Source organism: Francisella sp. SYW-9 (assembly GCF_008711465.1).
GTDB lineage: Bacteria > Pseudomonadota > Gammaproteobacteria > Francisellales > Francisellaceae > Francisella.
Map to the genome: position 1 here is coordinate 310,291 of NZ_VXKQ01000007.1, position 25,177 is coordinate 335,467.

Consider the following 25,177-nt stretch of genomic DNA (forward strand, 5'->3'; position numbering starts at 1 on the left):
TAAAACCATTTTGTCATCCTATACTCGATCATAGGGCTTATTGGTTATATACTTAAAAATGAAACTCTATGATCAAGTTATAGAGTAGTATATTTCTTTTGGGTTAATATAGGTATAAAAAGATATTAGATAGTATAGATATAAGTTTATCTATTTAAGGAAAATATTATGGACAAATCAGATATTTATAATGATTTAAGACAACTTATTCTTAGCAAAGAATTCTCTTCACAGAACGAGATATGTGATACTTTAGAACACTTAGGTTATAGTGCTAGCCAATCTAAGGTTAACAGAATGCTAAAAAAACTAGGGGCTATTAAAATCAAAAATGAGAAAAACACTTTAGTTTATAAGATACCTAATGAGCCTGCTCCACCAATAATGACTGATAATATTTCATCTTTAGTCATTAATGTTAGTGCCAATGAAGCGGTAGTTGTTATTGATACAGCGCCAGGAGCAGCACAGTTAGTGGCAAGAACATTAGATTATAATAAGAATAGCTTTGGGATAATTGGTATAGTAGCCGGAGATGATACAGTTTTCGTTGCTCCTTCAACAATAAAAAATATAAATAAACTAAAAATCAATGTAGAAAAATTCCTATTCTCTCAGCCTTAAATCTTTTATTATCTGTATCACTTCCAAAATAGTCTCTTTACTTATAGTTAATGGTGGTAAAAATCGAATAGTATTATTCCTGGTTTTTACAGACAACACCCCCAAACTTAAAAGCTCTTGATAAAAATTCTCAAAATACTGCGGATATATTTGTAAAGCGATAAATAAGCCTTTTGCCCTTATTTCTTGAATATATTTAGAATTTACTTTTTTTAGTTCATCTACAAATAAGCTTCCTAAAGCACCAGCTCTCTCTGCTAAAGCTTCTTCATCCAAAATGCTAAGAGACTTATGCGCTATAGCAGAAGCTAAAGGATTCCCTCCAAAAGTACTCCCATGATCACCAGGGTGCAACACTTCCATAAGATTTTCTTTACCAAGAAATAATGAAATTGGTAAGACTCCTCCCCCTAAAGATTTGCCTAATGTCATGCCATCTGGATCTAAGCCATAATGCTCTTTAGCAAAATTTCTACCAGTACGCCCCATACCTGTTTGTATCTCATCTAAAATAAACAACACATTATTCTTTTTACAAATTTCTTGGCACTTATATAAATACCCTTCATCTGGAATAACAACTCCACCCTCACCTTGGATAGGTTCAATAATTATTGCTGCTGTGTTTTTTGTAATAGCTTTTTCAAGAGCATCTAAATCATTAAAAGGTATTGAAATAAAACCTTGTGGCATAGGGCCAAACTTATCTTTATACACAGGATTCGATGATGTACCTATTGCAGTTATTGTTCTACCATGAAAACTATTATCAAAAGTTATTATCTCTGCTAAACCATCTGGGATTTGCTTTTTAACATACCCCCACTTTCTAGCTACTTTTATAGCAGTTTCTATAGCTTCAGCACCACTATTCATAGCTATAGCTTTATCCATATTTGTTAATTTGCAGACTTTTTTAAATAAATTTGCCAATGGCTCATTATGAAATAATCTTGGGACAACTGAAATTTTATTTGCTTGCTTGAATAATTCTTCTAGAATCTTAGGGTTATTATGACCAAAATTTACTGATGAAATCCCTGTTGCCATGTCTATATATTGTTTACCTGTGTCATCATACACATAAGCATTATCCCCGTTAACTATTGCTATAGGTGCAGGTAATATAATATTTGCACCATATTGCTTTATTGTATTAATTGTTGTCTGCATCGCTTATCTCCCACTTAAATACCAACTAATTATAGTTGAATAAAAAAATATTAAATTGACATAATTATAAATATTTATTCTTTTTTAGTAAATAATTATTCACTTTTTATTTTATTAATGTTAAGCTACTTATCAAACGCAAATTTATAAGATAAAACCATGACGTGGAAAATGTGTATAGCAGGTGCAAATGGCTACACCGGTCAACTTCTTAAAAAGCTAATAAATAAACACCCTAACTTCGAACTAGTTGGAAGCCTAGGAATATCACCACAAGAAGACAAAACATATACATATACCTTAGATAGCATAGGCACAAAAAATTTTGCTATAGATTTCCTACTTCTCGCAACACCAGCTGATATTTCTATTAATATCTTAGAAAAATTACAAACAAAGAATATTAAAGTTAAAGTCATTGACCTAAGTGGAGCTCTTAGACTAGATAAAAATCTCTTAAAATTATGGTATAACTTATCTCACTCTATCGAAGGACTCGAACATGGTGCTAAATATGGACTTTCCCCATATGCTAACTTTGATGAAAATGATACTATAATAGCAAATCCTGGATGCTATGCGACATGTGCATTATTATCACTACTCCCCCTACTAAAACATAAGATAGTAAAACCTAACAATATAATTATAGATGCCAAATCAGGAGTCTCTGGAGCTGGGAAAAAACCTAGACAAGATCTAATGTTCTCAGAGATGCTAAATAACTTTTTTCCATATAAGATTGGCAAGCATCAACATATTCCGGAGATTCTAAAATCTTTAGCAGAGTTTAATATTAATGAAGATGAATTTTATTTCAACACAAGTATGTTGCCTGTTCATTCAGGTATTTCTATGAGCATTTATGCAGATCTTAATTTAGATAATCAAGCTTCGAAAGAGGATATTAGAGATTTAGTCAGTGATGCTTATAACAAAGAATATACTGACTATCCTTTATTTAAATTTATTGATATTGCAGCAACAACGAACTCAGAAGCATCATCATTTTTATCAATTAAAAGTGTTGTTGGCACACCTAATACTCATTTAGGTTTTATATTAAAAAACAACAAAATCATAATTTTTTCTTTTATTGATAACTTATTTAAAGGTGCTGTTACTCAAGCGATTGAGAACTTAAACAACTATTACGGGCTTCCTATAACCACAGGATTATAAAAAAGGAGATAGATATGGAGAGCTTATTTAGAACAAAATTACCAAAAGGATTTTTAGCAGGTGGTGTAAATTGTGGTGTTAGGCTCTATCGTCCAGATCTAGGAGTTATAATCTCCGAAGATAACTGTAAAGCTGTGGGAGTTTTTACAAAAAATAAATACAAAGCCGCTCCAATTAAATATTGCATGAATTTATTACCTGCAGATAATATCAAAGCAATAATTACAAATAGTGGTCAAGCTAATGCTGCTACAGGAGAAATAGGAGATAAACATAATCAACAAGTAGTTGATTGTTTAGCGACAGAACTAAACTTTTCATCAGAGCAGATTTTGATCGCCTCCACTGGTGTTATTGGCCAGCAAATGGCTATTGATAAAATAACATCTGCGATACCAAAACTAGTAAATAGCCTATCGAATATTGCTGATAAATTTGCGATCTCAATACTAACTACAGACTTACTACCTAAATCAGTCTATAAGAAAATACAGCTATCCACAGGAGAAATCACTATTACCGGAATTTGCAAAGGTTCTGGAATGATCAATCCAAATATGGCGACAATGCTTGGATATTTTCTAACAGATGCTGATATAGATATTCAACTAGCTCAAGAAATCCTTAAAGAATCAAGTGATAACAGTTTCAATATGATTTCAGTAGATGGTGATATGTCTACAAATGATTGTGTATTTATGCTAGCAAATGGCGCAAGTGATGTAAAAGTCTCATTGAAAGAGGATATAAAGATATTCAAAGAAGCATTGCATGAAATAGCTATTATTTTAGCTAAAAGTATTGCTCGTGATGGCGAAGGTGCAACCAAACTTATCGAAGCAAAAGTTTCTGGTCTAAATAATGTAGAGCTTTCCAAAGAGTTAGCAAAGAAAATAATTTCTAGCTCTTTAGTCAAAACAGCAGTATATGGCGAATCTCCTAATTGGGGAAGAGTTTTAGCAAAAATTGGTGAAGTTGATATAGATGAGCAAACTCTAGAAAGTTGCCAAATATTTATGCAAGGACAAAAAATCTTCGCTAATGGCCTACCTATTTTAGATGATTTAACAAATCTTAAAAATGCAATGAAAGAAGATACTGTAATTATTGATGTCACATTTTCTCAAGGAAACGAACAAGCAATAGCATGGGGTTGTGACCTAACTCAGCAGTATGTAAATATAAATGCGGAGTATTTATCATGAAAGAATTAGTAAATAAAAGAATCCTAATAAAACTAGGTGGCTCGGTGCTTGAAGATGAGAAAGTTATGAAAACCCTATGTGTTGATATAAAGAACTTAAAAGAAGCTGGTGCAGAAATAATCATTGTCCACGGTGGCGGTAAATTTATAACTAAATGTCTCGAAAAACATAACCTTCAAACAAAATTTTTAGATGGTTTAAGAGTTACCCCAAAAGAGCATATGGAGATAATTCAGATGGCTCTGTATAGAGTTAATAAAAAACTCTCACAAATGTTTAGTAGTATTAATTTAGATGGTATTAGCATCTCTGGTGAGGATAGCAACTTACTTACTTGTAGCCTAATTGACAAGGAAAAATATGGTTATGTTGGTCTAGTCAAAGATGTTGATCCTACAGTTATCCTAAAAGCTCTACCACAAGGACTAATACCTATAGTTGCAACCATTTGTCTTACAGATAAATTTGAGTCAGTAAATGTTAATGCTGATAACGTTGCATCTGAGCTGGCTATTATTTGTGATGTCGATGAGCTTATCTATATAACCGATCAAAATGGTGTACTTGATAATAATGGCAATCTAATCAAAAGCCTATCAGTAAAAGATATTTCAAAACTAATTGAAAATAAAACAGTTATTGGTGGGATGAGCATCAAACTTGACTCAATAAAAAACTTTTTAAATTGTTCAAAGAAAACCATCAGCATACTAAATGGTAATGAAGAGAAAATTTTAACAAAAAAAATATTATTTAATGCAGAAGAACTAGGAACAACTTGTGTATTTGGAGGAGGAATATGAAAAACTTATCTTTTAATCATCTACTTTCTGGAGCAGAAATAACAACTAAAGATTTTAAAAATATAATGCAAATAGCCCAAGATATGAAAACTAATCCTCAAAAATATAACAATGCCTTAAAAAATAAGATAGTTGCGTTGATTTTTGACAAACCATCTCTTAGAACTCGTTTTAGTTTTTCTGCTGCTATTATTGAAATGGGCGGCAATCTAATCGAGAGTGTTTCTGCCTCTAGAAAAAATGAGCAACCCAAAGATTTTATTAGAGTGATACAAAACTACTGTTCTGCTGTTGTGATTAGAACTTTTGCTGATAGTGATGTTGAGGAAATGGTTTCTTACTCTAAAGTTCCAATTATAAATGCTTTGACAGATTTATATCATCCTTGCCAGACATTAGCTGATATTTTAACTCTAAAAGAAGTTTTTGGTAGTTTAGACTCTCTAAAAATCGCTTATGTAGGTGATTCTAATAATATCTTATACAGTTTGTTGCTATTAGCTAATACTATCGGTTTAGAAGTACATTACGCATGTCCTGAAGGCCACAAACCAGATCAGAAAATTTTAGACCAACTCCAAGACCTAAGTATTGTTAAAGGTTTTAATGATCCTAAAGAAGCTGTCAAAGAATGTGATGCGGTATATACTGATGTTTGGTGTAGCATGGGCTTTGAACCAACGGCAGAAGATGCTTTTGTAGGATTTCAGGTAAATAAAGAACTAATGTCATACGCAAATGATAATGCTATCTTTATGCATTGTATGCCTATGGAAAGAGGTAAAGAAGTCAGCAAAGATCTTCCTGATGATAAATGTTCCGTTATTTTCCAACAAAGTTTAAATAGAAAATTTGTCCAAAAAGCTCTTTTGTATATGTTATTGGGAAATCCTGTGACAGAATAAAATATCTAAATTAAAAATCAATTTCTCGTGTCAGATAAAAAGCAATATCTTTTTCATAATACGCAGATTCATTCACAAAAATAGGATACCATTCTCCAGGCTCATTCAATAATTGAACACTGCCATCCATTAATTCAAAAACTGGATCTTGCTCATTAATTAGCTTAAAATCATTACCATTAATATTATCATGAATTACTGCGTTAATATTACCCTCATTATCTCTAGGGAAAGCAATAGCTTTAACAGGTTCATATGCTTTACAGTCTTTAACTTCTGGTAAATCATCACAGTTTGCCATCTCAACAAACTTAATAATTTCATTTAATATTTCGGTAGTTATCTCAATAGCTTGTGTATCATAAACACTTGTATGTACAGCTCCAATTTCAATAGTTAGGGACATTGGTGCAATATTATTAATCGCCACGTCTGTAATACTTTGATGCTTGATAACTCTAAGACCATCAATTTGCTCAGCCAGATATCTACATAACTTATTAACAAATGGGCTTCTACCATCAGTAATTATTGTTTTCCCAAGATTTGTAGTTGTTGTATGAAAATCAACTAGAAAATCAACGGGAGAATCTGATTTAAATCCATAAGTTTGGTTAATTTCTCGAGCCCTTTGATCTTCGTAAGTATTTAATGAAAGATTGTTTAAATCCTCAGTTGAAAAAGATCGATTTAAATCTTGATCCTTATATCTTTTACTTAATTTAAAAGCTTCTGGGTTTGATAATAAAGGTATAATTTCAAATGTTTTTGCTTTTAATGGATATTTTTTCAACCGATTAATTATATAGATACCAGTATACTCATTCCCATGGACACCACCACTAACTAGCAATTTATTTATTTTCATAAAAAATACTCATAAATTTGAATATATAGATACTGATAAGTTTACATTATAGTTTAATAAAATTCTTCTATTCTATGGCTTACCATGGAATCCATTTGATAATTTAAAGTACTACCCCGACCTGCTTCGCAGCCCACCCTTCGACACTCGAAGAGGAATATCAAACTTCAACCTTAAACCAAATTCCCCTTCAAATTTTGAAGGGGTGGCAGTCGTTAGACTGACGGGGTAGTTTTACCCAACGCTCATCAACTATTTATTCTTTCAGTCTAAGTAATTTTCTAACTTGTAAAGCAATTAAAAACCATAATAGTGTTGCTAAAACAGAAGTCAGCTTTAGAGCTAAGATAACAAATGGTTGCTTTATATCATTGGCACTGATAAATATCCCTGCAAGAGGTAAAATATTATTTATGGAATGATAAAAGACCTCAGTCCCATAATCAATAAACTGGTATTGCAAAATTACAACATTTGCTATCCAAATGAAAAACATACATATAATTGGTTTTACGAAACTAGTACCACAACCATTTATCAAATCATAGATGTTAATCAATCCAGATAAGCCTGTCCATTTTTTACAAAAACAAGGTCTACTTTTATTAGTTTTCTTATCTTCTTTAGATTCCTTTTTTAATGACTCTTTAGCTTTTGCCAACAAATAGTGTCTATGTAACTGTTGTGCCTCCATATAGGCATTATTACGATTGAAAAATTCTGCTAAACGGCTAAACTCTAGAGAATCTCCGTCAATTTTTAACAAATTATCAAAAGTTATTTTATCTATATTTAACGAGTGGCTTATTGATGATTTATCGTCGAAATATGGAATTGATTTAAGCTTGCTGTTCTCATCAGTTTCAAACTCTAAGAGTTCACTATCTAATACTTGCAAATCTCCTTTAAATCCATTTAAAGACAAACAAACATGTTTCATACTTGAAAAAATATACTTCTGCGGACCCTTAACTGTTATTTTTATTGGAGTAAAACGATGCTTTATAATTAGAATATTTAAATAATTTTCTTTATCATTTGCTAACTTGCTTTTATAAAATTCTAAATTATCTATAGTAAAATTAGGATCATATTTATATGGAATTATTTTTATATCGTCTATAATTATTTGCTTAAAATGATGATTTGGAATTTGTTTTTCATTATTATCAGTAACCTTAAACCGTAATTTTCTAAAGTTTTTTAACTCTATACTTTCAACTATTGTGGTGTATATATTCTCTTTATTATCTAAAATTATATCTAATTGATTAAACCCATTTGATGCTTCACAATGTAATTCAATAAAAACATCTTTTGAATCTGATATTTTGTAGCCTATTTTACCACAATTAATAGGGCTTAGCTTTAAGCTATATAAACCACTAAAATATTTTAAAAGATCTTGATATAAACTCTCTTGTTTATCTCTTTTAATTTCGTGCAATATTTTTTTACAATATCTTTCTTATTTATGTTTTTAGATAATTTAGAAGATATAGCTATCAAATCATTTTCAAAATCATCCTTACTTACTTTATTATTTTCTAGGAAACTGTAAGCATGTGCAGAACATTTATTATCATCATTTACATCTTCAGAGCAATAAGGGCAACAACGAGATACTTTTCTTGGATTATTAAAAATATTAAGATAAAAAGCCTTAAGCTCAGTATCAATTTTACAAGTTTTGGGCAAACCATCCCAACAAAAATCTATTTCACTATTCATAAAACGCCAAATAAAAATACCCTATACTTATAGAATACGGTATAAGTTAAAATAATAAAAATTAAGGTATAAATTTAAAAAGAAAAAATATTTAGAGAAAAACTATCTGATATATTTATTTACAAGCTTAACAAAAGACATAGGATCTTCTATTTTAGCGCCTTCAACAAACATTGCTTGCATAAGAAGTAACTCAGAAATATCACCAAATACTTCTGTATCAGCTTCATCTTTTAGTTTTTGTACTAAATGATGCTCAGCATTAAGCTCTAAGATAGGCTTCATACCCATACCAGGCATAAATGCTTGTCCAGCTTCTTCCATCATTTTTTGCATGTGTAAGCTCATACCATAGTCATTTACAACCACACAGCTTGGAGAATCAGTTAGACGCTTAGATAAACGTACATCTTCAACTTTATCTTTTAGAGATTCTTTTACTTCTTCTAAGATTTTTTTGAAATCTTTAGATTCTTTTTCAAATTTCTCTTTGTTTTCTTCTGACTCAAACTTATCAAGATCGATATCACCTTTGATAATAGACTTCATATGCTTACCATCAAACTCAGTCAATGTAGACATCATCCACTCATCGATACGATCTGACATAAGGATTACTTCAATACCTTTCTTCTTGAATGCTTCAAGTTGTGGGTTATTAGCAGCAGCCTTATGACTATCAGATGTAATATAGTAGATAGTATCTTGACCTTCTTTCATACGCGAAATATAGTCAGCTAAAGAAACTGTTTGCTTAGAGTCTCCATTCTCTGTAGTCGCAAATCTTAATAGGCCAGCAATTTTTTCTTTATTTGAGTGATCGTCAGATATACCTTCTTTAAGCACTTGACCAAAGTTATCCCAGAATTTTTGATATTTTTCTGCATCTTTATTAGCAAGCTTCTTAAGTTCACCAAGAACCTTAGAAGTTGTCGCTTTTCTGATCTTATCAATAACTTTATTATGCTGTAATATCTCACGTGATACGTTTAGTGGTAAATCAGCAGAGTCAATTACACCTTTAACAAATCTTAAATATGGAGGTAGTAATTCCTTGTTCTCCATAATAAATACTCTACGCACATATAAAGATAAACCATAATCTTTATCTCTATTCCAGAAGTCAAAAGGCTTATTCTCTGGGATATATAGTAAGCTGTTATACTCAAGGTTACCCTCAACTTTGTTATGTATCCACATTGAAGCATCTGCAAAATCATGAGATATATACTTATAGAACTCTTGATACTCTTCATCAGTTACTTCATCTTTTGATCTTAACCAAATAGCTTTAGTATTGTTTACAGTCTCATACTCATCTTTGATTGTTTGCTCACCTTTATCATCAGTTTCAACTTTTTTCATCTGAATAGGAGTATTGATACAATCAGAATATTTATGAACTAAACCTTTTAATAAGTTATGCTCTAGTAGGTCTAACTGATCTTCTTTGATATGCAGAGTTATCTCTGTACCACGCTTTTCTTTAGTGATAGTTTCTACTGTAAAGCCATTTTTCGCATCAGAAACCCACTTAGTTGCCTGAGCTTTGTCTTGACCCGCTTTTCTAGTTCTAACCGTAACTTTATCAGCAACGATAAATGATGAATAAAAACCAACACCAAATTGACCGATAAGTTCATTATCTTTACTCTTATCACCTGTTAAATTCTCTAAGAATTTCTTAGTACCAGACTTTGCAATAGTTCCAAGGTTCTCAATAACCTCTTCCTCTGTCATACCAATACCATTATCACTAACTGTAATAGTCTTAGCATCCTTATCAAAGTCTACTTTTATTGCATAATCAGTGTCACCTTCGCTTAACTCTGCATTTGAGATACTTTCATATCTTAGCTTCTCAATTGCATCAGAACTATTTGATACTAGTTCTCTTAGGAAAATTTCACGATTTGAATATAGCGAATGAATTACAAGGTGAAGTAATTTATCTACCTCAGTTTCAAAAGTATATTTTTTTTCTGACATTTTATATAACCCTCTTTTGTTATATTCATTTAAATAAAATCTATGACAGTGTATATATGAGAGTTATTATTATTTTTTCAAGAATTTTTTATTCTAATTACACTTTAAAGGCTAATTTGGCGAAGAATCTTTATTACTTTTGCATTTCTTTTTAGCAGCTTCCTCGCGTTCTTGTCGCATTTCTTCAATAAAAGCCCCACCTATTAAACCACTAGGAATAGCAAAAACTCCTATACCAAGCATCGAAAGAGCTGCTGCAATTAGTCTACCAGCCAAAGTTACTGGATACATATCACCATATCCAACTGTTGTTAACGTTGTAACTCCCCACCATAATGTTTTTGATATAGTTGAGAACACTTGTGGTTGCGCATTATGCTCTGCGTAAAACATCATTACACATGAGATTATCAATATTACAAAGATTAAACAGTATGCTACTAACAGCTCAAGATAGATTTTCTTAAATACATTAACCAATCTATTCATAATTGCTGAATTTTGAAATATTTTAAATATACGTAACAACCTAAGCACTATTAGTTCATGGGAATTCACACCAAAAAGCGCAAGTATCAATGGTAAAAAAATAGCTATAAAGTCGATAACATTATAAAATTTAAAAACAAATACTAGTTTTTTAGGCGATATAACTAATCGAATAATATACTCAATAGAAAAGATCGCGGAAAAACTAATATTAACATAGTTAAGATAATCTACATTACCATAATCTACTTGCGTTATTAAAGTTATAGAATTGATAATAACCAATATGATAATTACACACTGGTAAAGTTTTTGAGCCATATAAATAAACTAAATAATAAAAAATTATAAAGTAATTTTAGCAAATATATTTGGGATAATGAGAGTAAAAATTTAGATATTTTTGAATAAGAATTTTTGAGATATAAAAGAAATTATTCTTCGTCAGCAGCTTCTTCTACTTCAGGTCTGTCTACTAATTCGATGAAAGCCATAGGCGCTTTATCACCAAATCTGTAACCACACTTAAGGATTCTAGTGTAACCACCAGCTCTTTCTGCATAACGAGCACCAAACTCTTCGAAAAGTTTAGTTACAGCTGCTTTGTTTCTTAAGAAGTCAAATGCTTGTCTTCTTAATGCGACTGATTGTGCTTTAAACTCATTAGAATTTACATCTAACTCGTTTCTTAATTTATATTCTCTTTTAGCTAAAGTAACTAAAGGCTCAACGATAGTTCTTAATTCTTTAGCTTTTGGTAAAGTAGTTTTGATAAGCTCATGATTGATCAAAGAAGCTGACATGTTTTTAAACATAGCTTTTCTATGACTACTAGTTCTACCAAATTTTCTACCTTGCTTATGATGTCTCATAGTAATTACTCCTTTATAGTTAATATTATATGATTACTATACTATTATTTATTTTCCTTCAACTAATTCTCTAAAGTTATCAATCTGAACACCTAGAGATAAGCTGTTATCTATCAATATTTGTTTAATCTCATTTAGAGATTTTTTACCTAAATTAGGTATCTTCATAAGTTTAGACTCACTATATTGAACAAGATCGCCAAGATACTTGATGTTCTCAGCTCTTAAACAATTAGATGATCTTACAGTAAGCTCTAAGTCATCAATTGGTTTAAGAAGTATAGGATCAATATTAGAATCTAATAAAGCATCTCCAGTTTTACCATTGCTAGGTACTTTAAGAGATACAAAAACTGACATTTGCTCACAAAAATATTCTAAAGCTTTTGTAACAGCTACTAGTGGTTCTACAGTACCATTTGTTTTCAAAAATACTTCTAGAACATCACTCTCGCCATTATCAATTACTTCAAATGCAACTCTTTTGATTGGGTTATAATCTGCATCAACAGCTATATCACCAATTCTGTCTAGTTCAATTGGTACAGCTGAAAGTATCCCTACATTTCTGCCATAATCAACTGTTGCAACTAAACTGAACTCTCTTTGATTTGTCAAAGTAGCTATAGGTTGATCTTTATTTATAATCTCTACACCTTGAGTTGTCTTAAAGTCACCAGCCGTAACAACACCTGTTTTATTAACAGATAACTCTAGCTCAACACCTTCGATGCCATTGTCAAGTTTGATTGCTACTTTCTTTAAGTTAGAAACGATTTCGACAACATCTTCTTTGACATCTTCTAAAGCAGAATACTCATGCAATACATCTTTAATATTTACTTTAATAATAGATGCACCAGGAAGAGAAGATAATAAAACCCTTCTAATAGAGTTGCCAAGGATATGAGCCATACCTTTTTCTACAGGAGAAAGCTGTACTTTATATCCTAAAGCACCTAAATCCTCTTTAAGCTGTATATTAGGTAAAAATTCTTGGTTTGAATTATTATTACTCACTAAAAAATCTCCTTGAAATAAAGGCCATAAAGAGCCACTAAAGATAATAAAATATTATTTATTATTACTTAGAGTAAAGCTCGATGATTAATTGTTCATTTATGTCTGATGATAGCTCAGATCTATCTGGAGAAGCTTTCATAGTACCTTCTAATGAATCAGTATTTACATCGATCCAAGAAAGTTCTTTTCTGCTTTTAGCAAGCTCAACAGCATTTTGAATTCTTAATTGTTTTTTAGCTTTCTCTCTTACTGCAACGATATCACCAGCTTTAACTTGAGCAGATGGTACGTTACAAGTATGTCCATTAAGAACTATACCTTTATGAACAACAAGCTGTCTAGCTTCTGCACGAGTAGCAGCAAAGCCCATTCTATAAACAACATTGTCTAATCTTGATTCTAATAGTTCTAATAAAGTAGCACCTGTGTTACCTTTTCTTCTATTAGCTTCAAGATAGTATTTTTTGAACTGACCTTCTAAAATACCGTACATACGACGAACTTTTTGCTTTTCTCTTAACTGTAAACCATAGTCAGAAAGACGCGCTCTTCTTGCTCCATGTTGACCTGGTGCAGTATTCATTTTGCATTTTTCGTCGTTAGCTTTTACGCCACTTTTTAAAAATAAGTCAGTACCTTCTCTTCTAGAAAGTTTACACTTTGGTCCTAGATATCTAGCCATTATTTATTTCCCTTTAAAATATTAAACACGACGTTTCTTAGGAGGACGACAACCATTATGAGGTAATGGAGTCACATCTGTTATACTTGATACTTTTAGGTTCTTAGCGTTTAAAGCTCTAACAGCTGAATCTCTACCTGAACCTGGTCCTTTTACTAAAACATCTACATTTTTAACACCATATTCTAGAGCCATATCAGCTGCTCTTTCTGCTGCAACCTGAGCAGCGAAAGGTGTACTTTTTCTTGAACCTCTAAAGCCACTACCACCAGAAGTTGCCCAAGATAAAGCATTACCTTGTCTATCTGTGATAGTCACTATAGTGTTATTAAAAGATGAGTAAATATGAGCAACTGCATCAGTAACTACTCTTTTTACTTTTTTCTTTGATGATCTAACAGACTTAGCCATATAATCTACCCTTTAATCTTTATAGTTATAATTGTATTACGCCTTGATTGGCTTTCTTGGACCCTTACGAGTACGAGCATTAGTCTTCGTTCTTTGCCCTCTTACAGGAAGGCTACGACGATGTCTTCTACCTCTGAAGCAACCTAAGTCCATAAGTCTTTTTATGTCCATAGAAACTTCACGACGCAGGTCACCTTCTACAGTATATTTAGCAACCTCTGTTCTTAAGGCTTCAACTTGCTCATCTGTTAATTCTTTGATTTTAACAGTCGGATCTAGTTTACAAGATTCACATATTTGTTGTGCTCTTGTCTTACCTATTCCATAAATTGAAGTTAATCCTATTACTGCATGTTTATGAACAGGAATATTAACACCAGCTATACGAGCCATCTAATTCACTCCTAAATAATTATTCTTAATTTATTTGCTATCAAAGCAATTTAGTAACTTGCTAGGATAACTTTTTAAAAACAAATAATCAAGCTTTATTTAATTTTGCTTGACTGATTAACCTTGTCTTTGCTTATGTCTAGGGTCTGTACATATCACACGAACTACTCTGTTACGCTTGATAACTTTACAGTTTCTACACATTTTTTTAACTGAAGCTCTAACTTTCATTATATTTCTCCAAAAAATATTTCTCTATTTTCTCTTACCGCTAAGATTTGCTTTTTTCAGTAAAGAATCATATTGTGTTGACATCATATGAGATCTAACTTGAGCCATAAAGTCCATCATCACAACTACAACAATTAGTAAAGATGTTCCACCGAATGTAAATGATAAACCTTGTGCAAAGAATTTCACTACAAATATCGGTAATAAACATATAGCTGTAATATATAATGAACCAACTAAAGTCAATCTTGTCATAACTGCATCTATATACTTAGCTGTCTGCTCACCAGGTCTTACACCCGAAATATAAGCGCCAGATTTCTTTAAGTTATCCGCCGTCTCTTTTGGATTAAATACTAATGAAGTATAAAAGAAACAGAAAAATATAATAGTCGCAGCAAATACTACTGTATAAACTATACTACCTGGTTGTAGCATCTCAGCAACATTAGCTAACCAGCCTAGTGAATTATAGTTAGATAACCAACCGATTAAAACACCTGGAACCATAAGTATAGATGAAGCAAAAATCGCTGGGATTACACCAGCCATGTTTAACTTCAAAGGCAAATGACTTGTCTGAGCAGCAAACATTTTTCTGCCCTGCTGTCTTTTTGCATAATTCACAGTAATTTTTCTCTGTGCGCTTTCCATAAATACTACAAATGCTATTACTAACAATAGAAGTATTAAAAGAACCCAAACAGATAAATATGATATTACATGTTGATTTGCCTGAGATAGAGTGTTTGATATTTCAAATGGAAGATTTGCAATAATACCCGAAAAAATTAGTAGTGAAATACCATTTCCCACACCTCTTTCCGTGATTTGCTCACCCAACCACATCAAAAACATACTACCAGTAGTAACAGAAACAATAGTCGTTAAATAAAATAACGGCATATTATGTGTTGTTACTAAACCATCTTGATGCAGAACAAATGCAACAATACCAAATGATTGCACTACCGCCAAAGCAAGAGTAAAATATCTTGTATACTGAGTGATTTTTTTCTGACCCGATTCACCTTCTTTCTTCAGCTCTATAAACTTAGGATATACAGCTGATAACATTTGAAAGACAATCGATGCAGAAATATAAGGCATCACACCCAAAGCAAAGATACTCATTTGAGTAAGAGCGCCACCAGAGAACATATTAAACATGCTCATCAAACCACTTGTTGATGAGTGTTGATTTGAAATAATTTGAACTAATTTTGTAGGATCAATGTTAGGGATAGGAATATATACACCTAATCTAAACACTAATATAGCAACAACTACAAAAATTAGTCTTGATTTTAATTCACCTGTTGTACCAGAAGCACTATTAAACTTTGACATATCTTTAAATCTTACTCTACTTTACCACCAGCTTTTTCGATAGCTTCTTTAGCACCTTTTGTGCAAGCTATACCCTTAAGGTTAACAGCTTTTTGGATTTCTCCAGAAGCTATTACTTTTGCTGTTTTAATATCTTTTCTAATAAGACCAAGATCTTTTAAAGTATCTAGAGTTACTTCATCAGCAGCTACATGATTTAACTCATGAAGTCTGATCTCAGCAACAAATCTCTTAGACGCAGAAGTGAAACCAAATTTTGGTAGTCTTCTTTGTAAAGGCATTTGACCACCTTCGAAACCTACCTTATGGTAACCACCTGAACGTGCTTTTTGACCTTTGTGACCCTTACCAGAAGTTTTGCCTAAACCACTTCCTATACCACGACCAAGCCTTTTTGGAGCGCTTTTTGAGCCAGCAGCAGGAGCAATTGTATTTAATTTCATTTGATACTACCCCTCTATCTTAACCATATAATATATTTTATTAGCCATACCACGGTTTGCTGGAGTATCTAATACTTCAACTGTGTGGTTGATCTTTCTTAAACCTAAACCTCTAGCAGATGCTATATGGTTTTGCTTACGACCAATCAGGCTTTTTACTAAAGTAACTTTAAATGTTTTAGCTTCGCTCATTTTAATTACCCCTGAATCTCTTCAACAGACAGGCCTCTTTTATCAGCGATCTGTTCTGGTGATTTAATTTTCGCCAAGCCTGAGATTGTTGCTCTAACAACGTTTACAGGATTAGTTGAACCATATGTTTTTGCTAAAACGTTATGAACACCAACAGCTTCAAATACAGAACGCATAGCACCACCAGCAATAATACCAGTACCAGCAGATGCAGGCTGCATAAACACTTTTGAAGCACCATGGTTAGCCATAGTAGCATACCATAACGTATCGTTATTTAGATTCACTGATACCATGTTTTTCTTAGCGTTTTCCATAGCTTTTTGGATAGCAACAGGCACTTCTCTTGATTTACCTCTACCTACACCAATTTTACCTTTACCGTCACCTACTACAGTTAGTGCGGCAAAGCTCATGATTCTACCACCTTTAACTGTCTTAGAGTGTCTTTTAACACTAACTAACTTTTCAATCAGCTCTTCGTTCTTTTTTACTTCATTAGACATAATGAATAATCATCCATATTTTATTTATTAAAACTGTAGACCATGCTCTCTAGCAGCTTCTGCTAAAGCTTTAACACGTCCATGATATCTATATCCAGATCTATCAAAAGCAACTTGCTCGATACCTTTGTCTTTACATCTGTTAGCAATAACTTCGCCAACGATTGCAGCAGACTCAACATTTCCAGTATATTTACATTTTGCTTTAACATCTTTCTCTACAGTAGACGCAGAAGCTAATACAGTAGAACCATCACCTGAGATTACTTGAGCATATACATGCTTAGGTGTTCTATAAACACAAAGTCTAGTATGCCCTAATTCTCTTAGCTTAATTCTAGTACGCTTACTACGATTTAAACGAGCAGTTTTTTTATCCATAATAATACTATCCTTTACTACCTACTTCTTCTTAGCTTCTTTCTTAGCTACATATTCGTCTTCATAACGAACACCTTTACCTTTATAAGGCTCAGGCTTTCTATAGTCTCTAATTTCAGCTGCTACTTTACCTAAAAGCTCTTTATCAGCACTTTTAAGAACGATTTCTGTAGGAGCTGGAGTCTCTGCAGTTACGCCTTGTGGTAAAGCATAAACAACTGGGTGAGAAAAACCTAATGTAAGATTTAATTCACTACCTTGAGCTTTAGCACGGTAACCTACACCTATAATTTTTAGCTTTCTTTCAAAACCTTTACTTACACCTTCAACCATGTTGTTTAGGATAGCTCTTGCAGTACCTGATTGGGCAACTGCATTTTTACTATTATTATTAGGTGTAACTGTTGCTTCATTATCTGCAACATTAAAAGTCACATCAGTAGAAAAAGTTTTGTTTAAAGTAGCCTTAGCTCCTTTAACTTCTACCTGATTGCCAGCAGCAACATTAACTGTAACACCGCTTGGGATAGCAACAGGCTTTTTACCTATTCTTGACATATCAAATCTCCTTGCTAACTTAAGCTACGTAGCCAATTACTTCGCCACCAACACCAAGAGCTCTTGCTTTTCTATCACTTACTAAACCTTTAGAAGTAGAGATAATAGCAACACCAAAACCACCATATACTGTTGGTAAATCTTCGTGAGACTTATATATTCTCAAACTTGGTCTAGAAACTCTTTTGATCATCTCGATCACTGGAGTACCAGCATGATACTTAAGCTCAATTTCTATAGAAGGATGACCAGCAGCAGTTGTACCTTTAGCACAGCCTTTAACATAGCCTTCTTTAACTAAGAAGTTTGCGATTTCCATTTTCATCTTTGAAAATGGTACAGAAACAGCTTCCTTTTCAGAAGAAAGACCATTTCTGATTCTTGTAAACATATCCGCGATAGGATCTTGCATACTCATAACTTAAAATTCCTTATTACCAACTAGCTTTCTTCAAACCAGGAACATCTCCTGCCATTGCATACTCTCTAAGCTTATTACGACATAAGCCAAACTTTCTGTATACAGCATGTGGTCTACCTGTTACTTTACATCTTCTTTGTACTCTAGAAGCTGAAGAGTTCACTGGTAGTTTTTGCAGTTTAATTTGAGCTTCCCATACTTGTTCTTCAGTAGAATTTACATCAAGAATAATAGCTTTAAGCTCAGCTCTTTTTTGAGCATATTTAGCTACTAGTTTTTCTCTCTTTAATTCTCTCTGAATCATTGCTTTTTTCGCCATTTAAAACCCCAATTTAGATTAAGACTTAAAAGGAAAACCGAATGCTTTAAGCAAAGCCTTTCCTTGGTCATCATTTTTAGCTGTAGTAGTTATCGAAATATCTAAGCCTCTGATTGAGTCAACTTTATCATAATCAATCTCAGGGAAAGAAATTTGCTCTCTCATACCTAAGCTGTAGTTTCCTCTACCATCAAATGACTTAGCACTTAAACCCCTAAAATCTCTAATTCTAGGAATAGCTATTGTTATAAGTCTATCTAAAAATTCGTACATACGCTCACCACGTAAAGTAACCTTACAACCGATTGGCCATCCATCACGGATTTTAAAACCAGCAATTGACTTTTTAGACTTAGTAACAACAGGCTTTTGACCAGCAATAGCTGTCAAATCATTTAATGCAAAAGTCATAATCTTTTTGTCTTTTGCAGCATCACCAACACCCATATTAAGAGTAATTTTCTCAATAGCAGGCACTTCCATTATATTATCTACATTAAGCTCGTCTTTTAACTTAGCAACAAGCTCTTTTTGATAATGATTCTTTAATCTTGCCATAAAACTTAGTCCTATAAGTCTACAAGCTCGCCATTTGATTTAAAGTAGCGAACCTTTTTCTCATCAACAAACTTGTAACCCACTCTATCAGCTTTTTCAGTAGCTGGGTTAAAGATAGCAACGTTAGAAGCATCTACTGGAAGTTCTTTTTCAACAACTCCACCTTCAACACCTCTATTTGGGTTAGGTTTAACGTGTTTTTTAACAACATTAATACCTTCCACTAAAACCAAAGAACCACCTTTAGCGAATGCCTTAACAACGCCTCTGCGACCTTTGTCTTTACCAGCGATAACGATTACATCATCGCCTTTTTTTAATCTATTCATTACTTACACCTCAATAAATAACTATAATACTTCTGGTGCTAAAGATACGATCTTCATAAACTTCTCAGTACGAAGTTCCCTTGTTACAGGGCCAAAGATACGAGTTCCCATTGGTTGCCCGTTAGCATTTAGTAGCACGGCAGCATTGCCGTCAAAACGAACTTTAGAACCATCCTTTCTGCGCACACCTTTAGCTGTTCTCACAACTACAGCATTATATACAGATCCTTTTTTAGCCTTACCTCTTGGAGCAGCCTCTTTCACAGTTACTTTAATCACATCACCAATAGATGCATATCTGCGATGAGAGCCACCCAAAACTTTTATACACTCAACTCTCTTAGCGCCACTGTTATCAGCAACTTGGAGTTCTGTTTGCATTTGAATCATACAAATAACCCTTATTTATTATTATATAAGACTGCTCGTGGATTTTTGCAGTCCGATAAATATACCAATAAACAAAAATAAAATCAAATTTATTATTTTTCTCTATGGATAATATCTACTAAACACCACTTCTTAGTTTTTGAATATGGCTTAGTTTCTTTGAACTTGATAACATCGCCCTGCTTACATTCATTCTTTTCATCATGAACATAATACTTAGTAGTTTTCTTAACGAACTTACCATATAAAGGGTGCTTAACGTATCTTTCAGCTCTTACTACTACAGTCTTATCCATAGCAACGCTAGAAACTTTACCTTCTAACAATCTAATTTTATCGCTCATCTTTAACGGCACCTATTTATTCTTTTCTGATATTATTGTATTTATACGAGCAATATCTCTTTTAGCACTTTTAAATAAGTGATTCTTTTTTAATTGCCCAGTACCCTTTTGCATACGAAGAGAAAATAATTGTTGCAATAACTCAATTTTCGCTTCTTGCAATTGGTCAATACTTTTACCTCTATAATCTTTTAAAGTATCATTTCTTTTCATTACATCACCTGCTTTTCAACAAAAGTTGTCTGCACTGGCATTTTAGCTGCTGCTCTTGCAAAAGCTTCACGCGCTAACTCTTCTTTAACACCAGTAATTTCATATAGTACACGTCCTGGTTGAATTTGAGCAACCCAATATTCAACTGAACCTTTACCTTTACCCATACGAACTTCAAGAGGCTTTTCTGTAATAGGCTTGTCTGGGAAGATTCTTATCCAAACTTTACCACCACGCTTAATATGACGGTTAATAGCTCTTCTTCCTGCCTCTATTTGTCTAGCAGTGATTCTGCCTCTAGATGTTGCTTGAAGACCAAACTCACCAAAGCTTACTTTATTACCTCTGTGAGCTAAGCCTCTATTACGCATCTTCTGCTGTTTACGAAACTTTGTACGCTTAGGCTGTAGCATTATCTAGCTCCTTTTTTATTATTTTTCTGATTCGTTTGACCAGGAAGGATTTCACCTTTATAGATCCAAACTTTAACACCGATAATACCATAAGTAGTTAAAGCTTTTGATGTAGCATAATCTACATCAGCTCTGAATGTTTGTAGAGGAACTCTTCCATCTCTAGCCCACTCAGAACGTGCGATCTCAGCACCACCTAAACGACCACTTACCATGATCTTGATACCCTTAGCACCTGACTTCATAGCACCTTGCATAGCTTTTTTCATAGCTCTTCTGAACATTACTCTTTTCTCTAATTGTTGAGCAACACTATCAGCTACTAATTTAGCATCTATTTCAGGCTTACGAACTTCTTCAATGTTGATTTGAACAGGAATACCCATCAACTTATTAACTTCTGAACGAAGCTTTTCAACATCTTCACCTTTTTTACCAATTACAATACCAGGTCTTGCTGTATGAATTGTAATCTTAGCATTTTGAGCAGGTCTCTCAATCTGAATCTTACTAACTGCTGCTGAAGCAAGTTTTTTATGCAAAAACTCTCTAACCTTAATATCTTCATTAAGCTTAGTAGCGTAGTCAGAAGAGTCAGCATACCAAGTTGAGTTATGCTCTTTTACTATGCCTAATCGAATTCCATTAGGATTTACTTTTTGACCCATTTTTACTACACCTCTTAATTTTTCTCAGCAACTTTCACAGTAATGTGTGAAGTTCTTTTTAAAATACGATTACCACGACCTTTTGCTCTAGCTTCAAAACGCTTCATAGTAGGACCTTCATCAACGGATACTGTTGAAACAAATAAAGAATCAACATCCATACCGTCATTATGCTCAGCATTTGCAACAGCAGAGTTTAAAACATCCTTGATTAGAACCGCTGCTTTTTTGTTACTAAAAGTCAAAAGATTAATAGCTTTCTCTACAGGTAAACCCCTGATTTGATCAGCAACCAATCTACATTTTTGCGCTGAGATTCTTGCAAATTTTAATTTAGCTTGTACTTCCATGTATATAACCCCAACTATTTCTTCTTAGCTTTTTTATCAGCTGCATGACCACGATAGTTACGAGTTACTGCAAACTCTCCTAGCTTATGACCTACCATTTCTTCAGTCATAAGAACAGGCACGTGCTGCTGACCGTTATGTACAGCTATAGTTAAACCTATCATATCTGGCACAATCAATGATCTTCTTGACCATGTCTTGATTGGCTTTTTAGAATTACTTTCTTGCGCTTCAAAAACCTTCTTTAAAAGATGATGATCTACAAAAGGTCCTTTTTTTAATGAACGAGGCACAACCTTCTCCCTAATTACTTACGTTTTTGAACAATCAACTTATTAGAACGCTTATTTTTACGCGTCTTATAACCTTTAGTAGGCATACCCCATGGAGACACAGGATGTCTACCACCTGAAGTTTTACCTTCACCACCACCATGTGGGTGATCTACCGGGTTCATTGCAACACCTCTAACTGTAGGTCTTACACCTCTCCAGCGCTTAGCACCAGCTTTACCTAAAGATTTTAAGTTATGCTCAGAATTAGATACCACACCTATAACCGCTCTACAATCTAAAAGCACTCTTCTCATCTCACCTGATCTTAGACGAATAATTGCATATGCATTATCCTTACCAACCAACTGAGCAAAAGTACCAGCACTTCTGATCATTTGCGCACCTTTTTTAGGCTTCATTTCGATATTGTGAATAACTGTACCTAGAGGGATGTTTCTAAGTGGCATACAGTTACCAACAGCAATATCAACTCTTTCACCAGAAACTACAGACATATCTTTCTTTAGTCCTTTAGGAGCAATGATATATCTTCTTTCACCATCCGCATATAAAACTAAAGCAATGTTTGCACTACGATTAGGATCGTACTCGATTCTCTCAACCCTAGCAGCGATATCATCTTTATTTCTTTTGAAATCAACTACACGATAGTGTTGCTTGTGTCCGCCACCGTGATGACGCACTGTAATTCTACCAGTATTATTTCTACCAGCTTTTTTACTCTTAGCTTCTACCAAACCCTTGAATGGCTTACCTGTATGTAATTCTGTATTCTTTACGCTCACTACGTGGCGACGGCCAGGTGAAGTAGGTTTAGCTTTTTTTATTTCAATCATGATTATAAACCTTCTTTATAATTACTCTGCACCAACAAAATTGATATCATGTCCTTCAGCAAGCTTCACATAAGCTTTTTTCCAAGCTTTTGTTTTACCTTCAACACGACCAAATCTACGCGCCTTACCCTTAACATTAAGGATATTCACAGACTCAACTTTAACTTCAAAAAGCTGCTCAACAGCATTTTTCACATCTAGCTTGCTTGCAAATCTTGCAACTTCAAACACGATCGTTGAGTTTGCATCTGAAAGACCATAAGTTTTATCAGAAACATGAGGTCTTATTACAGTTTTTAATAATTTTTCTTGAGAACTCATACTAACTTCTCCTCTATTTCTTTTATAGCTTGCTTAGTAAAAACAACGTTCTCAAAGCATACTAAAGAAACTGGATTAATTTCCACAGAATCACACACTGCTACATTCTTAAGGTTTCTAGAAGATAAGTATACATTCTCACTAAATTCTTCTACACCAACAACAAAAAGCACATCATTAACTCCTAAAGAATCAACAACTGATTTAAACTCTTTTGTCTTTGGAGTTTCTAATTTTAACTCTTCAACCACAGTCATTCTTTCTGATCTTACTAACTCAGATAAGATTGACTTAATAGCACCTGAATACATTTTGCGATTAACTTTTTGCTTATAACTCTTAGGCTTAGCAGCAAATGTTACACCACCTTTTCTGAAGATAGGAGAACGGATAGTACCCGCTCTTGCTCTACCTGTACCTTTTTGTCTCCAAGGCTTAGCTCCACCACCAGATACTTCTGATCTAGTTTTTTGAGCTTTTGTACCTTGACGAGCACCCGCCATATAAGCAACAACAACCTGGTGGATCAGAGCTTCATTATAGTCTGCTGCAAAAACACCTTCTGCAACATCTACTACACCAGCCTCTGCACCAGCTAAAGATTTCATATTTAAGTCCACAACAATCTCCGGTATTTAATATTTATCTACTAACTTTTAACAGCTGGAGTAACAACGATATTGCCACCAACTGAACCTGGAATACCACCTTTTAAAAGTAATAAACCATTTTCCGCGTCCACTCTCACAACCTCAAGAGACTGAATAGTAACATTCTCGCTACCCATATGACCAGCCATCTTCTTATTCTTGAACACTCTACCTGGAGTTTGGTTTTGACCAGTAGAACCGTGAGCTCTATGAGAAACTGAGTTACCATGAGTTGCATCTTGCATAGCAAAGTTATGACGTTTAACGCCACCTTGGAAACCTTTACCTTTAGATACGCCTCTTACATCCACTTTTTGACCAGCTTCGAATATAGTAGCTTCAACAGATGAACCAACTTCATATTCAGCAGCATTATCTATAGCGAATTCCCACAATCCTCTACCAGGCTCAACACCAGCTTTCGCATAGTGACCAGCTGCAGGTTTGTTTACATTAGAACGCTTCTTGAAACCAGTAGTTACTTGTATAGCATTGTATCCGTCTGTTTCCGCAGTTTTAACTTGAGTAACCTTGTTAGGCTCAACCTGAACTACAGTAACAGGAATAGAAACACCATCTTCAGTAAAAATACGAGTCATACCACATTTGCGACCAACTAATCCTAAAGACATTATTTAATCCTCTATTATTATTATATTAACCCTGTGATTACGATTGACCACAGAGACCTAATTAATTACATTTTTTGAGTTTTTCAAAAAAGTAACGTATATATTAGCTTAAACTGATCTGAACATCAACACCTGATGCCAAATCTAGTTTCATTAGAGCATCTACAGTTTTATCCGTAGGCTCAACAATATCGATCAATCTCTTGTGAGTTCTGATCTCATATTGATCTCTTGCCTTTTTATTTACGTGAGGAGAAATAAGAATCGTAAATTTCTCTTTACGTACTGGTAAAGGAATAGGTCCTTTAACCTGAGCCCCTGTTTTCTTAGCAGTATCAACGATTTCTTGAGTTGAAACATCGATAAGCTTATGATCAAAGGCTTTTAATCTAATTCTAATACGTTGATTATTTATAGCCATTTTAA

General features: G+C 33.4%; 39 protein-coding genes. 5 read left to right on the forward strand and 34 right to left on the reverse strand.

The window, feature by feature from the left end; all coding sequences use genetic code 11:
- Positions 1–168: 168 nt before the first annotated feature.
- The gene (locus F3D62_RS03390) at positions 169–624 is read left to right on the forward strand and encodes an ArgR family transcriptional regulator (RefSeq protein ID WP_150466840.1); all 456 of its coding nucleotides are present in this window, start codon (positions 169–171) and stop codon (positions 622–624) included.
- Here the strand turns inward: F3D62_RS03390 and rocD are convergent.
- The gene (gene rocD, locus F3D62_RS03395) at positions 607–1,797 is read right to left on the reverse strand and encodes an ornithine--oxo-acid transaminase (RefSeq protein WP_150466841.1); all 1,191 of its coding nucleotides are present in this window, start codon (positions 1,795–1,797) and stop codon (positions 607–609) included. The genes F3D62_RS03390 and rocD overlap by 18 nt on opposite strands.
- A gap of 159 nt (positions 1,798–1,956) precedes the next feature.
- On the opposite strand from rocD, the gene argC reads away from it, so the two are divergent.
- From argC to argF, 4 genes are read left to right on the forward strand one after another with little or no spacing between them, the layout of a single operon-like run.
- On the forward strand, positions 1,957–2,979 hold the full coding sequence (gene argC / locus F3D62_RS03400; RefSeq protein ID WP_150466842.1) for an N-acetyl-gamma-glutamyl-phosphate reductase: 1,023 nt from the start codon (positions 1,957–1,959) through the stop codon (positions 2,977–2,979).
- A 14-nt stretch (positions 2,980–2,993) separates the two neighbouring features.
- Positions 2,994–4,184 (forward strand): bifunctional glutamate N-acetyltransferase/amino-acid acetyltransferase ArgJ, encoded by a 1,191-nt coding sequence (gene argJ / locus F3D62_RS03405; protein ID WP_150466843.1) that lies wholly within the window; start codon positions 2,994–2,996, stop codon positions 4,182–4,184.
- On the forward strand, positions 4,181–4,987 hold the full coding sequence (gene argB / locus F3D62_RS03410) for an acetylglutamate kinase (protein ID WP_150466844.1): 807 nt from the start codon (positions 4,181–4,183) through the stop codon (positions 4,985–4,987). Before argJ ends, argB begins: the two co-directional genes overlap by 4 nt.
- Positions 4,984–5,892 carry an ornithine carbamoyltransferase gene (argF, locus tag F3D62_RS03415; protein WP_150466845.1) on the forward strand — a complete coding sequence of 303 codons (909 nt, stop codon included), beginning with the start codon at positions 4,984–4,986 and terminating at the stop codon, positions 5,890–5,892. The genes argB and argF overlap by 4 nt, the downstream gene beginning before the upstream one ends.
- A 10-nt stretch (positions 5,893–5,902) precedes the next feature.
- On the opposite strand, the gene F3D62_RS03420 is transcribed toward argF, so the two are convergent.
- The 33 genes from F3D62_RS03420 to rpsJ all read right to left on the reverse strand — a co-directional run bounded on the left by F3D62_RS03420 (position 5,903) and on the right by rpsJ (position 25,166).
- Positions 5,903–6,760 carry an aspartoacylase gene (locus F3D62_RS03420; protein ID WP_150466846.1) on the reverse strand — a complete coding sequence of 286 codons (858 nt, stop codon included), beginning with the start codon at positions 6,758–6,760 and terminating at the stop codon, positions 5,903–5,905.
- A gap of 256 nt (positions 6,761–7,016) precedes the next feature.
- A complete protein-coding gene (locus F3D62_RS03425; protein WP_150466847.1) occupies positions 7,017–8,207 on the reverse strand; it encodes a hypothetical protein in 1,191 nt (396 codons plus the stop codon).
- The gene (locus F3D62_RS03430; RefSeq protein ID WP_150466848.1) at positions 8,156–8,491 is read right to left on the reverse strand and encodes a hypothetical protein; all 336 of its coding nucleotides are present in this window, start codon (positions 8,489–8,491) and stop codon (positions 8,156–8,158) included. Before F3D62_RS03430 ends, F3D62_RS03425 begins: the two co-directional genes overlap by 52 nt.
- 102 nt (positions 8,492–8,593) lie before the next feature.
- The gene (gene htpG, locus F3D62_RS03435; protein ID WP_150466849.1) at positions 8,594–10,480 is read right to left on the reverse strand and encodes a molecular chaperone HtpG; all 1,887 of its coding nucleotides are present in this window, start codon (positions 10,478–10,480) and stop codon (positions 8,594–8,596) included.
- Between the two features lie 111 nt (positions 10,481–10,591).
- Positions 10,592–11,290: an ion transporter gene (locus F3D62_RS03440; RefSeq protein ID WP_150466850.1), complete on the reverse strand. Its 699-nt coding sequence runs from the start codon at positions 11,288–11,290 to the stop codon at positions 10,592–10,594.
- A gap of 113 nt (positions 11,291–11,403) precedes the next feature.
- Complete coding sequence (gene rplQ / locus F3D62_RS03445) at positions 11,404–11,841, reverse strand: 50S ribosomal protein L17 (protein ID WP_150466851.1); 438 nt, start codon at positions 11,839–11,841, stop codon at positions 11,404–11,406.
- Positions 11,842–11,889: 48 nt separating this feature from the next.
- Positions 11,890–12,861 carry a DNA-directed RNA polymerase subunit alpha gene (locus F3D62_RS03450; protein ID WP_150466852.1) on the reverse strand — a complete coding sequence of 324 codons (972 nt, stop codon included), beginning with the start codon at positions 12,859–12,861 and terminating at the stop codon, positions 11,890–11,892.
- Positions 12,862–12,925: 64 nt separating this feature from the next.
- A complete protein-coding gene (gene rpsD, locus F3D62_RS03455) occupies positions 12,926–13,546 on the reverse strand; it encodes a 30S ribosomal protein S4 (RefSeq protein ID WP_150466853.1) in 621 nt (206 codons plus the stop codon).
- 21 nt (positions 13,547–13,567) lie between these two features.
- Positions 13,568–13,957: a 30S ribosomal protein S11 gene (rpsK, locus tag F3D62_RS03460; RefSeq protein ID WP_072711284.1), complete on the reverse strand. Its 390-nt coding sequence runs from the start codon at positions 13,955–13,957 to the stop codon at positions 13,568–13,570.
- A 36-nt stretch (positions 13,958–13,993) separates the two neighbouring features.
- The gene (gene rpsM, locus F3D62_RS03465) at positions 13,994–14,350 is read right to left on the reverse strand and encodes a 30S ribosomal protein S13 (protein ID WP_150466854.1); all 357 of its coding nucleotides are present in this window, start codon (positions 14,348–14,350) and stop codon (positions 13,994–13,996) included.
- A 117-nt stretch (positions 14,351–14,467) separates the two neighbouring features.
- Positions 14,468–14,581 carry a 50S ribosomal protein L36 gene (gene rpmJ, locus F3D62_RS03470; protein WP_003017816.1) on the reverse strand — a complete coding sequence of 38 codons (114 nt, stop codon included), beginning with the start codon at positions 14,579–14,581 and terminating at the stop codon, positions 14,468–14,470.
- Between the two features lie 24 nt (positions 14,582–14,605).
- A complete protein-coding gene (secY, locus tag F3D62_RS03475) occupies positions 14,606–15,931 on the reverse strand; it encodes a preprotein translocase subunit SecY (protein ID WP_150466855.1) in 1,326 nt (441 codons plus the stop codon).
- Positions 15,932–15,942: 11 nt separating this feature from the next.
- On the reverse strand, positions 15,943–16,374 hold the full coding sequence (gene rplO, locus F3D62_RS03480; protein ID WP_088771937.1) for a 50S ribosomal protein L15: 432 nt from the start codon (positions 16,372–16,374) through the stop codon (positions 15,943–15,945).
- Positions 16,375–16,380: 6 nt separating this feature from the next.
- Positions 16,381–16,566: a 50S ribosomal protein L30 gene (gene rpmD, locus F3D62_RS03485; protein ID WP_150466856.1), complete on the reverse strand. Its 186-nt coding sequence runs from the start codon at positions 16,564–16,566 to the stop codon at positions 16,381–16,383.
- 5 nt (positions 16,567–16,571) lie between these two features.
- Complete coding sequence (rpsE, locus tag F3D62_RS03490; protein WP_150466857.1) at positions 16,572–17,072, reverse strand: 30S ribosomal protein S5; 501 nt, start codon at positions 17,070–17,072, stop codon at positions 16,572–16,574.
- 27 nt (positions 17,073–17,099) lie between these two features.
- Complete coding sequence (rplR, locus tag F3D62_RS03495; protein ID WP_072711278.1) at positions 17,100–17,453, reverse strand: 50S ribosomal protein L18; 354 nt, start codon at positions 17,451–17,453, stop codon at positions 17,100–17,102.
- 21 nt (positions 17,454–17,474) lie between these two features.
- The gene (gene rplF, locus F3D62_RS03500; RefSeq protein WP_150466858.1) at positions 17,475–18,011 is read right to left on the reverse strand and encodes a 50S ribosomal protein L6; all 537 of its coding nucleotides are present in this window, start codon (positions 18,009–18,011) and stop codon (positions 17,475–17,477) included.
- 19 nt (positions 18,012–18,030) lie between these two features.
- The gene (gene rpsH / locus F3D62_RS03505; protein WP_150466859.1) at positions 18,031–18,429 is read right to left on the reverse strand and encodes a 30S ribosomal protein S8; all 399 of its coding nucleotides are present in this window, start codon (positions 18,427–18,429) and stop codon (positions 18,031–18,033) included.
- Positions 18,430–18,445: 16 nt separating this feature from the next.
- Positions 18,446–18,751, reverse strand: a complete 306-nt coding sequence (rpsN, locus tag F3D62_RS03510; protein ID WP_072711275.1) for a 30S ribosomal protein S14 — start codon at positions 18,749–18,751, stop codon at positions 18,446–18,448.
- 18 nt (positions 18,752–18,769) lie between these two features.
- Complete coding sequence (gene rplE / locus F3D62_RS03515; RefSeq protein ID WP_150466860.1) at positions 18,770–19,309, reverse strand: 50S ribosomal protein L5; 540 nt, start codon at positions 19,307–19,309, stop codon at positions 18,770–18,772.
- 11 nt (positions 19,310–19,320) lie between these two features.
- Positions 19,321–19,638, reverse strand: coding sequence for a 50S ribosomal protein L24 (gene rplX, locus F3D62_RS03520; protein WP_150466861.1), 318 nt, complete (start codon positions 19,636–19,638; stop codon positions 19,321–19,323).
- Positions 19,639–19,659: 21 nt separating this feature from the next.
- Positions 19,660–20,028, reverse strand: coding sequence for a 50S ribosomal protein L14 (gene rplN, locus F3D62_RS03525; protein ID WP_150466862.1), 369 nt, complete (start codon positions 20,026–20,028; stop codon positions 19,660–19,662).
- Between the two features lie 92 nt (positions 20,029–20,120).
- Entirely contained in the window at positions 20,121–20,372 is a 252-nt protein-coding gene (gene rpsQ, locus F3D62_RS03530) for a 30S ribosomal protein S17 (protein ID WP_150466863.1), read from the reverse strand.
- A 12-nt stretch (positions 20,373–20,384) separates the two neighbouring features.
- Positions 20,385–20,585 (reverse strand): 50S ribosomal protein L29, encoded by a 201-nt coding sequence (rpmC, locus tag F3D62_RS03535; protein WP_072711271.1) that lies wholly within the window; start codon positions 20,583–20,585, stop codon positions 20,385–20,387.
- The gene (gene rplP / locus F3D62_RS03540) at positions 20,585–20,998 is read right to left on the reverse strand and encodes a 50S ribosomal protein L16 (RefSeq protein WP_072711270.1); all 414 of its coding nucleotides are present in this window, start codon (positions 20,996–20,998) and stop codon (positions 20,585–20,587) included. Before rplP ends, rpmC begins: the two co-directional genes overlap by 1 nt.
- A complete protein-coding gene (rpsC, locus tag F3D62_RS03545) occupies positions 20,998–21,666 on the reverse strand; it encodes a 30S ribosomal protein S3 (protein WP_150466864.1) in 669 nt (222 codons plus the stop codon). The genes rplP and rpsC overlap by 1 nt, the downstream gene beginning before the upstream one ends.
- 14 nt (positions 21,667–21,680) lie before the next feature.
- On the reverse strand, positions 21,681–22,016 hold the full coding sequence (gene rplV, locus F3D62_RS03550; protein WP_150466865.1) for a 50S ribosomal protein L22: 336 nt from the start codon (positions 22,014–22,016) through the stop codon (positions 21,681–21,683).
- A 14-nt stretch (positions 22,017–22,030) separates the two neighbouring features.
- Entirely contained in the window at positions 22,031–22,309 is a 279-nt protein-coding gene (gene rpsS / locus F3D62_RS03555; protein ID WP_004286613.1) for a 30S ribosomal protein S19, read from the reverse strand.
- A gap of 14 nt (positions 22,310–22,323) precedes the next feature.
- On the reverse strand, positions 22,324–23,148 hold the full coding sequence (gene rplB / locus F3D62_RS03560; protein ID WP_150466866.1) for a 50S ribosomal protein L2: 825 nt from the start codon (positions 23,146–23,148) through the stop codon (positions 22,324–22,326).
- 21 nt (positions 23,149–23,169) lie between these two features.
- Positions 23,170–23,469 (reverse strand): 50S ribosomal protein L23, encoded by a 300-nt coding sequence (gene rplW / locus F3D62_RS03565; protein ID WP_150466867.1) that lies wholly within the window; start codon positions 23,467–23,469, stop codon positions 23,170–23,172.
- Entirely contained in the window at positions 23,466–24,077 is a 612-nt protein-coding gene (gene rplD / locus F3D62_RS03570; RefSeq protein ID WP_411961309.1) for a 50S ribosomal protein L4, read from the reverse strand. The genes rplW and rplD overlap by 4 nt, the downstream gene beginning before the upstream one ends.
- Before the next feature lie 41 nt (positions 24,078–24,118).
- Positions 24,119–24,751, reverse strand: a complete 633-nt coding sequence (gene rplC, locus F3D62_RS03575) for a 50S ribosomal protein L3 (protein ID WP_150466869.1) — start codon at positions 24,749–24,751, stop codon at positions 24,119–24,121.
- 103 nt (positions 24,752–24,854) lie between these two features.
- On the reverse strand, positions 24,855–25,166 hold the full coding sequence (gene rpsJ / locus F3D62_RS03580) for a 30S ribosomal protein S10 (RefSeq protein WP_040010754.1): 312 nt from the start codon (positions 25,164–25,166) through the stop codon (positions 24,855–24,857).
- Positions 25,167–25,177: the final 11 nt, after the last annotated feature.

What these genes read in the sequence shown, in the direction of transcription:
- F3D62_RS03390 (WP_150466840.1), top strand. Translation starts at nt 169, where the DNA reads ATGGACAAATCAGATATTTATAATGATTTAAGACAACTTATTCTTAGC.
- rocD (WP_150466841.1), bottom strand. Translation starts at nt 1,797, where the DNA reads ATGCAGACAACAATTAATACAATAAAGCAATATGGTGCAAATATTATA.
- argC (WP_150466842.1), top strand. Translation starts at nt 1,957, where the DNA reads ATGACGTGGAAAATGTGTATAGCAGGTGCAAATGGCTACACCGGTCAA.
- argJ (WP_150466843.1), top strand. Translation starts at nt 2,994, where the DNA reads ATGGAGAGCTTATTTAGAACAAAATTACCAAAAGGATTTTTAGCAGGT.
- argB (WP_150466844.1), top strand. Translation starts at nt 4,181, where the DNA reads ATGAAAGAATTAGTAAATAAAAGAATCCTAATAAAACTAGGTGGCTCG.
- argF (WP_150466845.1), top strand. Translation starts at nt 4,984, where the DNA reads ATGAAAAACTTATCTTTTAATCATCTACTTTCTGGAGCAGAAATAACA.
- F3D62_RS03420 (WP_150466846.1), bottom strand. Translation starts at nt 6,760, where the DNA reads ATGAAAATAAATAAATTGCTAGTTAGTGGTGGTGTCCATGGGAATGAG.
- F3D62_RS03430 (WP_150466848.1), bottom strand. Translation starts at nt 8,491, where the DNA reads ATGAATAGTGAAATAGATTTTTGTTGGGATGGTTTGCCCAAAACTTGT.
- htpG (WP_150466849.1), bottom strand. Translation starts at nt 10,480, where the DNA reads ATGTCAGAAAAAAAATATACTTTTGAAACTGAGGTAGATAAATTACTT.
- F3D62_RS03440 (WP_150466850.1), bottom strand. Translation starts at nt 11,290, where the DNA reads ATGGCTCAAAAACTTTACCAGTGTGTAATTATCATATTGGTTATTATC.
- rplQ (WP_150466851.1), bottom strand. Translation starts at nt 11,841, where the DNA reads ATGAGACATCATAAGCAAGGTAGAAAATTTGGTAGAACTAGTAGTCAT.
- rpsD (WP_150466853.1), bottom strand. Translation starts at nt 13,546, where the DNA reads ATGGCTAGATATCTAGGACCAAAGTGTAAACTTTCTAGAAGAGAAGGT.
- rpsK (WP_072711284.1), bottom strand. Translation starts at nt 13,957, where the DNA reads ATGGCTAAGTCTGTTAGATCATCAAAGAAAAAAGTAAAAAGAGTAGTT.
- rpsM (WP_150466854.1), bottom strand. Translation starts at nt 14,350, where the DNA reads ATGGCTCGTATAGCTGGTGTTAATATTCCTGTTCATAAACATGCAGTA.
- rpmJ (WP_003017816.1), bottom strand. Translation starts at nt 14,581, where the DNA reads ATGAAAGTTAGAGCTTCAGTTAAAAAAATGTGTAGAAACTGTAAAGTT.
- secY (WP_150466855.1), bottom strand. Translation starts at nt 15,931, where the DNA reads ATGTCAAAGTTTAATAGTGCTTCTGGTACAACAGGTGAATTAAAATCA.
- rplO (WP_088771937.1), bottom strand. Translation starts at nt 16,374, where the DNA reads ATGAAATTAAATACAATTGCTCCTGCTGCTGGCTCAAAAAGCGCTCCA.
- rpmD (WP_150466856.1), bottom strand. Translation starts at nt 16,566, where the DNA reads ATGAGCGAAGCTAAAACATTTAAAGTTACTTTAGTAAAAAGCCTGATT.
- rpsE (WP_150466857.1), bottom strand. Translation starts at nt 17,072, where the DNA reads ATGTCTAATGAAGTAAAAAAGAACGAAGAGCTGATTGAAAAGTTAGTT.
- rplR (WP_072711278.1), bottom strand. Translation starts at nt 17,453, where the DNA reads ATGGATAAAAAAACTGCTCGTTTAAATCGTAGTAAGCGTACTAGAATT.
- rplF (WP_150466858.1), bottom strand. Translation starts at nt 18,011, where the DNA reads ATGTCAAGAATAGGTAAAAAGCCTGTTGCTATCCCAAGCGGTGTTACA.
- rpsH (WP_150466859.1), bottom strand. Translation starts at nt 18,429, where the DNA reads ATGAGTATGCAAGATCCTATCGCGGATATGTTTACAAGAATCAGAAAT.
- rpsN (WP_072711275.1), bottom strand. Translation starts at nt 18,751, where the DNA reads ATGGCGAAAAAAGCAATGATTCAGAGAGAATTAAAGAGAGAAAAACTA.
- rplE (WP_150466860.1), bottom strand. Translation starts at nt 19,309, where the DNA reads ATGGCAAGATTAAAGAATCATTATCAAAAAGAGCTTGTTGCTAAGTTA.
- rplX (WP_150466861.1), bottom strand. Translation starts at nt 19,638, where the DNA reads ATGAATAGATTAAAAAAAGGCGATGATGTAATCGTTATCGCTGGTAAA.
- rplN (WP_150466862.1), bottom strand. Translation starts at nt 20,028, where the DNA reads ATGATTCAAATGCAAACAGAACTCCAAGTTGCTGATAACAGTGGCGCT.
- rpsQ (WP_150466863.1), bottom strand. Translation starts at nt 20,372, where the DNA reads ATGAGCGATAAAATTAGATTGTTAGAAGGTAAAGTTTCTAGCGTTGCT.
- rpmC (WP_072711271.1), bottom strand. Translation starts at nt 20,585, where the DNA reads ATGAAAAGAAATGATACTTTAAAAGATTATAGAGGTAAAAGTATTGAC.
- rplP (WP_072711270.1), bottom strand. Translation starts at nt 20,998, where the DNA reads ATGCTACAGCCTAAGCGTACAAAGTTTCGTAAACAGCAGAAGATGCGT.
- rpsC (WP_150466864.1), bottom strand. Translation starts at nt 21,666, where the DNA reads ATGGGTCAAAAAGTAAATCCTAATGGAATTCGATTAGGCATAGTAAAA.
- rplV (WP_150466865.1), bottom strand. Translation starts at nt 22,016, where the DNA reads ATGGAAGTACAAGCTAAATTAAAATTTGCAAGAATCTCAGCGCAAAAA.
- rplB (WP_150466866.1), bottom strand. Translation starts at nt 23,148, where the DNA reads ATGATTGAAATAAAAAAAGCTAAACCTACTTCACCTGGCCGTCGCCAC.
- rplW (WP_150466867.1), bottom strand. Translation starts at nt 23,469, where the DNA reads ATGAGTTCTCAAGAAAAATTATTAAAAACTGTAATAAGACCTCATGTT.
- rplD (WP_411961309.1), bottom strand. Translation starts at nt 24,077, where the DNA reads ATGAAATCTTTAGCTGGTGCAGAGGCTGGTGTAGTAGATGTTGCAGAA.
- rplC (WP_150466869.1), bottom strand. Translation starts at nt 24,751, where the DNA reads ATGTCTTTAGGATTAGTTGGTCGCAAATGTGGTATGACTCGTATTTTT.